This is a genomic window from Parafrankia sp. Ea1.12 (genome assembly GCF_900465275.1).
GTDB lineage: Bacteria > Actinomycetota > Actinomycetes > Frankiales > Frankiaceae > Parafrankia > Parafrankia soli.
This window is the reverse complement of sequence record NZ_UBIZ01000078.1, coordinates 1-11316: the sequence shown is the minus strand read 5'-3', so window position 1 is coordinate 11316 and position 11316 is coordinate 1. Positions and strand designations below refer to the sequence as shown.

Annotated in this window: 11 protein-coding genes and 1 pseudogene; 10 read left to right on the top strand and 2 right to left on the bottom strand. The window is 74.5% G+C overall.

Annotated elements, in window-relative coordinates; all coding sequences use genetic code 11:
- The first annotated feature begins 104 nt into the window (after window positions 1-104).
- The 3 genes from FMEAI12_RS00965 to FMEAI12_RS00955 all read left to right on the top strand — a co-directional run bounded on the left by FMEAI12_RS00965 (window position 105) and on the right by FMEAI12_RS00955 (window position 2709).
- Window positions 105-1136: a S1C family serine protease gene (locus FMEAI12_RS00965; RefSeq protein ID WP_200835123.1), complete on the top strand. Its 1032-nt coding sequence runs from the start codon at window positions 105-107 to the stop codon at window positions 1134-1136.
- 190 nt (window positions 1137-1326) lie between these two features.
- Window positions 1327-1860 carry a DUF6113 family protein gene (locus tag FMEAI12_RS00960; protein ID WP_235013557.1) on the top strand — a complete coding sequence of 178 codons (534 nt, stop codon included), beginning with the start codon at window positions 1327-1329 and terminating at the stop codon, window positions 1858-1860.
- Window positions 1861-1995: 135 nt separating this feature from the next.
- On the top strand, window positions 1996-2709 hold the full coding sequence (locus FMEAI12_RS00955; protein ID WP_112104646.1) for a flavin reductase family protein: 714 nt from the start codon (window positions 1996-1998) through the stop codon (window positions 2707-2709).
- A gap of 4 nt (window positions 2710-2713) precedes the next feature.
- On the opposite strand, the gene FMEAI12_RS00950 is transcribed toward FMEAI12_RS00955, so the two are convergent.
- Entirely contained in the window at window positions 2714-3700 is a 987-nt protein-coding gene (locus tag FMEAI12_RS00950) for a transglutaminase-like domain-containing protein (RefSeq protein WP_200835122.1), read from the bottom strand.
- Window positions 3701-4258: 558 nt separating this feature from the next.
- Here FMEAI12_RS00950 and fdxA point away from each other — a divergent pair.
- From fdxA to FMEAI12_RS00915, 6 genes are all read left to right on the top strand, one after another.
- Window positions 4259-4582, top strand: coding sequence for a ferredoxin (fdxA, locus tag FMEAI12_RS00940; RefSeq protein ID WP_018502185.1), 324 nt, complete (start codon window positions 4259-4261; stop codon window positions 4580-4582).
- 59 nt (window positions 4583-4641) lie between these two features.
- Window positions 4642-6594 carry a succinyldiaminopimelate transaminase gene (gene dapC / locus FMEAI12_RS00935; protein ID WP_112104645.1) on the top strand — a complete coding sequence of 651 codons (1953 nt, stop codon included), beginning with the start codon at window positions 4642-4644 and terminating at the stop codon, window positions 6592-6594.
- A gap of 89 nt (window positions 6595-6683) precedes the next feature.
- Entirely contained in the window at window positions 6684-7526 is an 843-nt protein-coding gene (locus FMEAI12_RS00930) for a 2,3,4,5-tetrahydropyridine-2,6-dicarboxylate N-succinyltransferase (RefSeq protein WP_112104644.1), read from the top strand.
- 5 nt (window positions 7527-7531) lie between these two features.
- A complete protein-coding gene (dapE, locus tag FMEAI12_RS00925) occupies window positions 7532-8662 on the top strand; it encodes a succinyl-diaminopimelate desuccinylase (protein WP_112104643.1) in 1131 nt (376 codons plus the stop codon).
- Between the two features lie 197 nt (window positions 8663-8859).
- Window positions 8860-9699: a TIGR00730 family Rossman fold protein gene (locus FMEAI12_RS00920; RefSeq protein WP_165938411.1), complete on the top strand. Its 840-nt coding sequence runs from the start codon at window positions 8860-8862 to the stop codon at window positions 9697-9699.
- A complete protein-coding gene (locus tag FMEAI12_RS00915) occupies window positions 9696-10292 on the top strand; it encodes a TIGR00730 family Rossman fold protein (RefSeq protein ID WP_020458522.1) in 597 nt (198 codons plus the stop codon). Before FMEAI12_RS00920 ends, FMEAI12_RS00915 begins: the two co-directional genes overlap by 4 nt.
- A gap of 50 nt (window positions 10293-10342) precedes the next feature.
- On the opposite strand, the gene folP is transcribed toward FMEAI12_RS00915, so the two are convergent.
- Window positions 10343-11155 (bottom strand): dihydropteroate synthase, encoded by an 813-nt coding sequence (gene folP / locus FMEAI12_RS00910; RefSeq protein WP_112104647.1) that lies wholly within the window; start codon window positions 11153-11155, stop codon window positions 10343-10345.
- On the opposite strand from folP, the pseudogene FMEAI12_RS36905 reads away from it, so the two are divergent.
- Window positions 11136-11316, top strand: a pseudogene (locus FMEAI12_RS36905) (hypothetical protein); the annotation flags it as partial. The gene folP and the pseudogene FMEAI12_RS36905 sit on opposite strands and share 20 nt — an antisense overlap.

The following is an 11316-nucleotide window of genomic DNA, read 5'->3' as shown; positions in this document are numbered from 1 at the left end:
GGGTGGGGTGGGGTGGTTATGCCGACGGCGGACGCCTCGGCGGCAGGATCCGCTCCTCGCTTGCGTTGATTGCAGTGCAACACTGTAATCGCGAGGAGGATCGGATGGACGCAGGCGCCACCGCCAACCCGGGCCCCGAGGACCAGATCGCACTCCCCGACGAGACCGCGCCGTCCGGTGATCGTGGTGAGGCGGCGCTGGACGCCTACTCCCGTGTGGTGACCCGGGTGGCCGAGCGGGTCGGGCCGAGCGTGGGAAGCCTGCGGGTGCGCACCTCGCGTGGCGCCGGAGCCGGTTCCGCGGTGCTGTTCACCGAGGACGGGTTCCTGCTCACCTCCGCGCATGTCGTCGAGGGACGTCCAGGCACCGGCCGGGCCGGCGAGCCGGTCGGCACGGTGGAGTTCGTCGACGGGACCGAGCGTGCCGTGGACCTGGTGGGAGCCGACCCGCTCTCCGACCTCGCCGTGCTGCGGGCCCGCGGCTCCACACCGCGCCCGGCCGAGCTCGGCGACGCGGCGACGCTGCGGGTCGGCCAACTCGTCGTCGCCGTCGGCAATCCGCTGGGGCTGACCGGGAGCGTCACCGCCGGCGTGGTCAGCGCCCTGAACCGCTCGCTGCCGACCCGCTCCGGTTCGGCCGTGCGCGTCGTGGACGAGGTCATCCAGACGGACGCCGCGCTGAACCCGGGAAACTCCGGCGGGGCACTGGTCACCGCCGACGGCCGCGTGGTCGGGGTGAACACCGCCGTCGCCGGCGTCGGGCTCGGCCTGGCCGTCCCCGTGAACGCCACCACCAGGCGCATCCTCGCGGCACTGATCCGGGATGGCCGAGTCCGCCGCGCCTACCTCGGTGTGGCCGGTGCCCGGGTGCCGCTCCCGCCGGCCCTGGCCGAGCGGACGGGGCAACGCCACGGCGTGCGCCTCGCGGAGGTGGTACAGGGTAGCCCAGCCGGGCAGGCCGGACTGTTCACCGACGATCTCGTCCTGTCGATCGCCGGGACGCCCGTCGCCGGCCCGGGCGATCTCCAGCGACTGCTGACCGAGGACACCATCGGACAACCCGTCGAAATGACAGTCTGGCGTCGCGGCGCCCTCGTGGACGTCATAGCCGTGCCCCGGGAACTCGTAACCCCGTAGGGCACCGACCCGGAGAAGCCGGCAGCGGAACGGGGCCTGGCGCCGGGGCGGCCGGCTGGCGGGCGGTGCGAGATCGACGGTTCGGCCTCGGCGCGTGATCGGGCGGTCCATGGCCTACTGTCGGGGAATGCCCCGTCCGACGCTTGGCCACGGTCACGACGCGAGCGGTGATCCGGCTCCGTCGACGGCCTTGACGCCTTCGAAGGAGCGTTCCAAGCCGTCCGCGCGCCGGCAGGGGAGGGCCACCCCGGCCACCCCGGGCGCCGCTGCCGGCCGGGCCGTCCCGGCCGCCGCGGTGCCGGGGCCGCCCGAGGAGCCCCATCGTGCCTTCCTCGGTGTCTCGTACGCGTTCGGCATCGTGGCCGGGCTCGTGCTCGGGGTGTACGGCGTCGTTCTGGTGCCCTCCGGCCCGCGGCCGGGCGGGACGCTGATCTCCATCGGCCTGCTGCTGGCGCTTTTCGGTAACACCGGGGTGCCGTTTCTGGTCCGCTGGCTGACCGGTACCCGGCTCGGGGCGATGATCCCGCTTGTCGGCTGGATCCCCGTCGTCCTGCTTCTCGCCGCGTCGCGTACCGAGGGCGACCTGCTGCTGAAGGCGACCGCTACGGGCTACCTCTTCCTGGGGATAGGCGTGTTCGCGCCGGTGGTCGTGGCCGTGTTCGGGCAGGCGCGGCGCGGCCTGACGGCGCTGCCGCCGCGTCCCCCGACGGTGCCTCCCCGCTGAGGGCGGCCGGGAGGAGCGTCCGCGCGGTCGGCCGGGTGACGGTGGGGCCGTGGGCCCTGCCGGGGTTGTGCCGATGGTCACCGAGGTGTCCCGACAGGGCGGTGGGGCCACTTCCGCCGCTGTAGCGTTGCCGCCGTGGCCAGCCCCGCGCGCCAGCCCCTGCCCGAACCCGCTCCGGCGGAGACGGCCCGCGCGCAGCCGTGCCCGGCCGAGCTCCAGCCCGGGCCCGACCTCCCCGCCGCCGGCTCCCTGGACGGCCCGACGGCTCCGGACGGATTGGCCGTGCCCGACGCGGCGGCGTTCCGCCGGGTGGTCGGCCGGTTCGCGACCGGTGTGACCGTCCTGACCACGGTTGTGGACGGGCACCAGCTCGCGATGACGGCCAACTCCTTCGTCTCGGTCTCCCTCGACCCGCTGCTCGTCCTCGTCAGCGTGCGTCAGGACGCCCGGTTCCACGCCCCGCTCCTCGACGCCGGGGTGTGGGGGGTCTCGATCCTCGCCGCCGACATGGATCAGGCGTCCCGCGACTTCGCCCGCCGCGGCGCCGACCGGCCCACCGACGACGGGTACGGGGGCGACGGGCGGTCCGGCGGTGGCGGGGGGCAGCTCCTGGGCTGGCGGTACTCGCTCGGCGCGCGGACCGGGGTCGCCCTGCTGGAGGGCGCGCTCGCCGTCCTGGAGTGCAGGACCGTCGCGACGCATCCGGGCGGTGACCACACGCTGGTGATCGGAGAGGTGGTCGCGCTGGCGGCGCAGCGGCCGGATGCCGCTCCGCTGATCTTCTACGAGGGCTCGTACCTCTCGGCCGACCAGCCGGCTCGCTCGCGCCGGGCCGGCTCGTCCTCGTAAGCCTTCAGTTCAGGCGGGCGCGGGCGGCCGCGGCGGCGTGCCGGGCGGCCGCGGCGGCGGCGGGTTCCACGGTGGTGACCGCGTCGGCGAAGTTGGTCAGGTCCGTCGCGCCGCCGAGGAAGTCGCCCAGCCGGACGCGCAGCTCGCCCCGCTCGCGCCGCAGCACGGCGGGGTGGCGGGGCAGCAGGAGCGAGAGCTCCACCGCCCACAGCCTGGTGCGTGGGACGTCGGTGCGTGCCGCGAGCACCCGGATGTTGCTCAGGACCCTGGTGAGCAGGTCCTCCGGGGTCATCGGGGCGAGCTGGGCCCGGGTGAACGCCGCGCCGGCCGCGCGCACTCGTGCCGCCGCGTCGTGCACCGTCATGATCTCCCCCCCGGCGTACGGGTCGACGAGGACGTTCTCATGGGGCGCGCCCACCGCGACGATCACGTGGCCGGGCAGCCCGACGGCGTAGGCGGGGACGCCGATTCTGCGCGCGACCTCGATCCACACGATGGACAGCAGGATCGGCAGGCCGCGGCGCCGGCTGATGACGTCGGGCAGCAACGAGGCCCGAACGTCGTCGTAGTCGGACTCGTGCCCGGCGAACCCGGCCCGCTCGCCGAGGGACTCCCGCAGCGCCTCGGCGGCGGCGCGCAGGTCGAGCCCGGTCAGCGTGCCCCCGCCGGCGTCGGTGCCCGCGTCGGCCGCGGTGCCCCGCTCCGCCGGCGCCCCGGAGGCGGCCCCGGGAACCGCCCCGGAGGCGGCCCCGGCCCCGGAAGCGGCACCGGTGTCGGTACCGGCACCAGCCGCGCCACGGCCCCGCGGAGCGGCCCGGCGGGCCGCGAGGAGGGCGGCGGTGTCGGCGGCCAGGGCGTCGAGGGCACGGGTCGTCTCGGCCGGGTTCGTCTCCGGGCCGGCCTCGGCGGCGATCAGATGACACGCGAGTGCCAGGTCGACGGGTTCGCGGCGGACGACGGTGGCGAACATCCGCCTGCTGTGGGCGCTCACCGCTGGACCTCCACACTCGGGCCGGCGCCGCCCGGGTCGGCGCCACTCGCGTCCCGGTCGCCGCCATTGTCCCCGGTATCGTCGTCACCGGCGTCCGGGTACTCTCCATCCGCGTCGGCGCCGACCTGGCCGTCCGTGCGGAGAGCGGCGGGGCGATCTGATTCCGTGATCTGATCGTTGCGTTCCGCAATGTCGTGGCGAGGGGGCGTTCCGGGCTGGTCCAATGGTGTCGCCCGACCGGGGGGCCGAGGATTGGCCCGCCGGGGTGTCAAGGGCACGACACGCGCCGCTACGAGGGATTCCTCGGGCACACTCACTGTCGTACCGTCGGTGCGGCGGAGGCGGAGTTCGCCTTCCGACCAGGACTCAAGCGTGCCCAGAACATCGCTCAGGGGGAGCGGACCAGAGATACGGCGCCGGATCACGACCCGGGAGCCGATGTCGGCCGGAGTGATGTGGACGACATACACCACTAGTGCACGCCCTTGTTGTCGACACCGAACGGTCCAGGTCGATACTAAGGAATCAGTCGCCCGTGAGCTCGAGGAGGAACGTCCGGTGACCTACGTCATCGCGGAGCCCTGTGTTGATGTGAAGGACAGGGCTTGCATCGAGGAGTGCCCGGTCGACTGCATCTACGAAGGCGGACGGATGCTCTACATCCAGCCTGACGAGTGCGTCGACTGTGGTGCCTGTGAGCCCGTCTGCCCGGTTGAGGCGATCTACTACGAGGACGACGTCCCCGACCAGTGGAAGACCTTCACCGACACGAACGCGTCGTTCTTCGAGGAGCTCGGCTCGCCCGGCGGCGCCTCCAAGGTCGGCGCCCTCGACTTCGACCCGCCCACCATCTCCGCGCTGGCTCCCCAGGGCGAGTCCTGACCGGTTCAGGGGAGTCGGCGAGACCGTCCCGGACGATCAGATCGCCGGGACGGTCGCGGGTGCGGCTGCCCGACTTCCCGTGGGACCACCTGGTCTCGTACAAGGAGAAGGCGCGGTCGCATCCGTACGGGCTGGTGGACCTGTCGGTGGGTACCCCGGTCGACGCGACGCCGGCGGTGGTGCGCCATGCCCTCGCCGGTGCCGCGGACTCTCCGGGGTACCCGCTCACCGCAGGTACACCTGATCTTCGCGAGGCGGCCGCCGGCTGGCTGGCCCGCCGGCTCGGAGTGCTGGTGGAGCCGTCCGCCGTGCTGCCGGTGCTGGGCACGAAGGAGCTGGTCGCCCAGCTTCCCTCGCAGCTCGGCCTGGAGCCCGGGGACCGCGTCTGGGTGCCCACCCCGGCCTACCCGACCTACGAGGTCGGCGCCCTGCTCGCGCACTGCGAGCCGGTCGTCGGCCCCGCCGAGGGTGTCGCCCTCGTCTGGCTGAACTCGCCCGGCAACCCGACGGGGCGTGTCCTGTCGGTGGACGAGATGCGCGCGGTGGTCACCTGGGCGCGTGAGCGCGGCGTGATCGTCGCCAGCGACGAGTGCTACATCGAGCTGGGCTGGGAGGCCCGCGCGGTCTCGGTGCTCCACCCGGATGTCTGCGGCGGCTCCCACGAGGGCCTGCTCGCCGTCCACTCGTTGTCCAAGCGCTCGAACCTGGCCGGGTACCGGGCCGGGTTCGTCACCGGTGACCCCGAGCTCGTCGACGGGCTGCTCCAGCTCCGCAAGCACGCGGGGCTGATGATGCCGTCGCCGGTGCAGGCGGCGGCGACGGCCGCGCTCGCGGACGACATGCACGTCGCCGACCAGCGCGCCCGCTACGCCAACCGGCGGGCGGTGCTCGCCGCGGCGCTCGCCGTCGCGGGCTTCACGATCGACCACAGCGAGGCCGGTCTCTATTTGTGGGCCACCCGCGGCGAGGACTGCTGGGCCACGGTGGACGCGCTGTCCAGCGTGGGTGTCCTGGTCGCGCCGGGGAGCTTCTACGGTGAGTCCGGCCGGCGGCACGTGCGGGTCGCGCTGACCGCCCCGGACGCCCAGATCGCCACCGTTCCGGAGCGCATGACCATGCTCCCCGCGGCAGGCGCCCCGAGCGGCGCGCAGGCCGCGCCGGGCTGGGGCCAGCAGCCGGCCGGCTACCCGCCCGCCGGGCCGCCCGGCCCCGCGGCTTCGGGGCCGCATCCGGTGGGTGCGGGCCGCGGCGGTGACCAGGGCTGGTCCTCCGGCCGTCCGTCCGGGTACGGAGCGGGTGAGCCGGCGCGGGCCGACCAGAGCTCCGTCGGTTCGTTCGACCGGTACCGGTCGAGTCAGCCCGATCCGGGCGCCCGGCCGTCCCAGGACTACCGCCCCACCCAGGACTTCGGCTCGGCCCAGGAGTACCGCCAGCCCGAGGAGTACCGCCAGCCCGAGGAGTACCGGCAGCCTGAGGAATACCGGCAGCCCCAGGACTTCCGGGGAGGCCGGGACGTCCGCTCGGGGCAGCCCGGAGATCCCTACCGGGACCCCCAGGGCGCCCACCGTCGGTCGGGGTCGTACTCCGGTGCCGGTGAGGGTGCCGCCGGGCAGGGCACGCCACCGCCGTACCAGACGGGTCAGCTGCCCGTCCCCTCGTATGAGAACGGCGGCGGCAGCGCGCCGCAGCAGCAACCGCCGCTGCCGTACCAGACCGGGCAGATGCCGGTGCCGCCGTACCAGACGGGGCAGATGCCGGTGCCGCCGTACCAGACGGGGCAGATGCCGGTGCCGCCGTACCAGACGGGGCAGATGCCGGTGCCGCCGTACCAGACCGGGCAGATGCCGGTGCCGCCGTACGAGACCGGGCAGATGCCGGTGCCGCCGTACGAGACCGGGCAGATGCCGGTGCCGCCGTACGAGACCGGGCAGATGGCCGTCCCGCGGCCCGGTGGTGGCGAGCAGGGAGACCGGAACACGCCGGGCTGGGGCTCGGAGCCCGACGTCCGCTGACCGCCGCGGTCGCGAGCGCCGCTCACCCCGAGACCCGTAGGGTCTTATCCGTGAGCAGCGTGAGCGGAGCAAACCCCAGCCCATCGGACGTGGGTGTCACGTCCGGCGAAGTCGTGTCTCCCCTGGACCGGGCCATCGACGACCTGTGGGAGCGTCGCGGCGAGCTGACGCCGGAGGACACCCAGGCCCGCAAGGTCATCGTGGGCGCGGTCGACGCGATCGACGCCGGTGAGGCCCGGGTCGCCCAGGTCGCCGCGGACGGCAGCGTCGTCGTCGACGAGCGGGCCAAGCGGGCGATCCTGCTGTCGTTCAAGGTCCTGCCGATGGTCGAGTCGGCCGCCGGGGACTTCCACTTCCATGACCGCGTCCCGCTCAAGACCCGGTTCGACGGCGTGCGGGTGGTGCCGGGCGCGATCGTCCGCTGGGGCGCCCACGTCGAGCCCGGTGCCGTGCTCATGCCCAGCTACACCAACATCGGCGGCTACGTCGGTGCCGGGACCCTCGTCGACACCTGGGCGACGGTCGGCTCGTGCGCCCAGGTCGGGCGCAATGTCCACCTCTCCGGCGGGGTCGGCCTGGGCGGCGTGCTCGAGCCGCCGAGCGCGGTGCCGGTGGTCGTCGAGGACGACGCGTTCGTCGGCAGCCGCTGCATGGTGGTCGAGGGCGCCCGGGTCCGGCACGGCGCGAAGCTCGGCGCCGGGGCGATCCTGACGGCGTCCACCCACGTCTTCGACGCTGTGACGGGGGAGGAGTACCCGCGCGGGGAGATCCCGGAGCGCGCGGTGGCCGTCGGCTCAAGCCGGGTCCGCTCCTTCCCGGCCGGCGAGTTCGCCATGCCCTGCATCCTCGTCCTGCGCACTCTGGACGAAGGCGAGATCCACGACAAGCTCGCGCTGAACGACATCCTGCGTGAACACGGCGTGGCCCCCTGACCGTCATGGGCCTCGATCTGGCGCTGCCCGTCGGTGAGCTGACGCGTGTCCTCGTGGACGTGCCGTCGGTCAGCGGCGACGAGGGCACGCTCGCGACGGCCGTCGAGGAGGCGCTGCGCTCCCTCGGCGGCCTGGAGATCCTGCGGGACGGCGACGCGGTGCTCGCGCGGACCGGCCACGGCCTGCCCGCGCGGGTGCTGCTGGCCGGTCACCTCGACACGGTGCCCGTCGCCGACAACCTCCCGGCCCGCCTCGACGGCTCCCGCCTGTACGGCTGCGGGACGTCCGACATGAAGGCCGGGGTGGCCGTGATGCTCCGCCTGGCTGCGCTCCTCGGCACCCCGGCGTCGGGGTCGGCGCCGGCGCCCGAGTCGAGGCCGGGGCCGGTCTCGGGGGCGGGGGCGCGGCACGACGTCACCTGGGTCTTCTACGACAACGAGGAGGTCGCGGCCGCCCGTAACGGGCTGCGCCGGCTCGCCGAGCGGCACCGCGACTGGCTCCAGGCGGATCTGGCGATCCTCATGGAGCCCACCTCCGGCGAGATCGAGGCGGGCTGCCAGGGCACGCTGCGGGTCGTGGCCACGGTGCCGGGCCGCCGCGCGCACTCGGCCCGCTCCTGGCTCGGGGAGAACGCCATCCACCAGGCCGGGGAGCTGCTGACCCGGCTGGCGCGGTACCGGCCGCGGTCCGTCACGCTGGACGGCTGCACCTACCGGGAGGGCCTCTCGGCGGTCCGGATCGACGGCGGCGTGGCCGGCAACGTGATCCCGGACAGTTGCCGGGTCACGGTGAACTTCCGCTTCGCCCCCGACCGGGACCCGAAGGCCGCGCTGGCCCACGTGGCCGAGGTGCTGGACGGCTACGACCTGGTGCTCGACGACAGCGCCGGCGGGGCCCCGCCCGGGCTGTCCGCCCCGGCCGCGGCGGCCTTCGTGGCGGCCACCGGGCGGGCCCCGGTGGCCAAGTACGGGTGGACCGACGTGGCGCGGTTCGCCGAGCTGGGCATACCGGCGCTCAACTACGGTCCCGGCGACCCGAACCTGGCGCACACCCGCGACGAGTACGTCGAGGTGGCGGTGATCGAGGAGACGGAGCGCGTGCTCGGCTCCTACCTGGTCGGCCGCGGCACGCCCTGAGCTTCGGGCGTCCGGGCGGATCTGCGTATGGTGCGGACGTGACTCGGCCCGCCCACCCTGATCCGCCGGGCGGCGGATCGACGTCCCAGCCGATCGTTCCGACAGCGGCCGCGCGCCCAGCCGGTGATGGTCCGGCGGACGTCCCCCCGCCCGTTCCCGCCGTCGAGCCCGGGCCCGCGGTTGCTCCCGCGGCCGCGGTGTCCAGGCGTACCCGGCGGGGTGGCGGGCCGCCGCCCGAGCAGCGCCGCGGCCCGGTCACGGCGCGGCGCGGGCAGGTGGAGCACTCCACCACCGACCAACGCCTGCTCGACACCCGCAGCCCGGCCTCGTTCGTCCACAGTGACCCGTGGCGCGTCCTGCGCATTCAGAGCGAGTTCGTCGAGGGCTTCGGGCTGCTGGCGGATCTGCCCCCGGCCGTCACGGTCTTCGGGTCGGCCCGGGTCGGCCGGGACGAACCCGAGTACGAGCTGGGACGCCGGCTCGGTGCCGCGCTGGCCGACGCCGGCTACGCGGTGATCACCGGCGGCGGGCCGGGCACGATGGAGGCGGTCAACCGGGGGGCGCAGGAGGCCGGCGGGCTCTCGGTCGGCCTCGGCATCGAGCTGCCCTTCGAGCAGGATCTCAACGACTGGGTCGATCTGGGCGTCAGCTTCCGGTACTTCTTCGTCCGCAAGACGATGTTCGTGAAGTACGCCGAGGCCTTCGTCATCATGCCGGGCGGGTTCGGCACCCTCGACGAGCTCTTCGAGGCCCTCACCCTGCTGCAGACGGGCAAGGTGACCCGGTTCCCGGTGGTGCTCATGGGCACGGCCTACTGGTCGGGCCTGCTGGAGTGGCTGCGCTCGACCGTCCTCGGCTCCGCCCGGATCAAGCCGGGCGACCTCGACCTGGTGACCATGACCGACGACGTCGACGAGGCCGTGCGCCTGATTCTCGAGGGGACCGGCCGTGCCGGCCCGCCCGCCGCGGCCACCTCCGGCGACGAGACCGCCAGCGAGGTCGGCGGGGCCGCCGCGGCCGGTGGGGCGCCCTCGTGAACGTCTGTGTGTACTGCGCGTCCTCGGACCACATCGATCCCGCGTTCGTGCTGCTCGCCGCCGAGGTCGGCACGGAGCTCGCCCGGCGCGGGCACGTGCTGGTCTCGGGCGGCGGCTCGGTGTCGTGCATGGGCGCCCTCGCCCGGGCCGCGCGGGCCGGCGGCGCGCACACGGTCGGCGTGATCCCCGAGACGCTGCTGGCGATGGAGGTCGGGGACACCGACTCCGACGAGCTGATCGTCACCGCCACGATGCGCGAGCGCAAGGCCGTCATGGACGACCGCGCCGACGGGTTCCTGACCCTGCCGGGCGGGCTCGGCACCCTCGAGGAACTGCTCGAGATCTGGGTGGCCGCGGTGCTCGGCCTGCACGCCAAACCGGTCGTCATCCTGGATCACGACGGCGTGTACGCGCACCTGCGCATGCTCGTCGAGGACCTGGTCGGCCGCGGCTTCGTCCGCCCGCCGGCCCGCGACATCCTGATCTGGGCGACCAGCGTGCCCGAGGCCTTCGACATCCTCGAGGCGGGCGCCGGCGCGGGCCGCGGCGCCGCCCGGGTGCCCACACAGGGCGAGGTCGCCGAAGGCGAGTAGCGCACCGCCGGCCCAGGCCGGCGCGCCTGGCGGTGCTGGTCCGGCCCGGCTCAGACCACGCCGCGGCGGGCGATCCGCAGGTCGACGTCCCCGCGCAGCGCGGAGACCATGCGCAGCGTGCGCCAGGTGGCGGCGACCTGGTGCGCGCGGAAGACCCGGGCTCCCAGCCAGGCCGCCACGGAGGTCGCCGCGAGCGTGCCCTCCAGCCGCTCGTCCACGGGCGCGTCGAGGACCTCACCGACGAAGTCCTTGTTGGACATCGCGACCAGCACCGGCCACCCGGTCGCGACCAGTTCCGGCAGGCGGCGGGTCGACTCCAGCGAGTGTCGGCTGTTCTTGCCGAAGTCGTGCCCTGGGTCGATGAGCACCCCGTCCGGCCGGGCGCCCAGCGACACCGCCCGTTCGGCCAGCGCTGTCGTCGTGGCGGCGATGTCGGCGACCACGTCGTCGTAGGCGATCCGGTGCGGACGGGTCCGCGGCGGCAGGTGGCCGGCGTGGGTGCAGACCAGCCCGGTGCCGAACTCGGCGGCGACCTCGGCCAGCTCCGGGTCGACCCCGCCCCAGGCGTCGTTGAGCAGGTCGGCGCCCTCGCCGGCGACGATCCGTCCGACCTCGGCGCGCCAGGTGTCGACGCTGATCACGACCTCCGGGTGGCGGGCCCGCACCGCCGAGACGAACCCGCCGACGCGGCGCAGCTCCTCGGCTGCGTCGACCTCTTCGCCCGGGGCCGCCTTGACCCCGCCGATGTCGATGATCCCGGCTCCGGCGTCCACCGCCGCGTCGACGGCGGCGAGCGCCTCGGCCTCGCCGTAGGTGGCCCCGCGGTCGAAGAAGGAGTCCGGCGTGCGGTTGACGATCGCCATCACGACCAGCTCGGACGGCGCGAACACCCGCGACCCCAGGCGCAACGGCCGCGCCGGCACCGGCCCAGCCGCCGACCTCGACGCCGACCTTGACGCCGACACCGACGCCGACATGGCCCGGCCCGGCGATGTCCAGACGGAGCCCGCCGGGACCGAGGCGG

Coding starts and splice junctions, on each gene's coding strand:
- FMEAI12_RS00965 (WP_200835123.1), top strand. CDS start 105: ATGGACGCAGGCGCCACCGCCAACCCGGGCCCCGAGGACCAGATCGCA.
- dapE (WP_112104643.1), top strand. CDS start 7,532: ATGGGCCTCGATCTGGCGCTGCCCGTCGGTGAGCTGACGCGTGTCCTC.
- folP (WP_112104647.1), bottom strand. CDS start 11,155: ATGGCGATCGTCAACCGCACGCCGGACTCCTTCTTCGACCGCGGGGCC.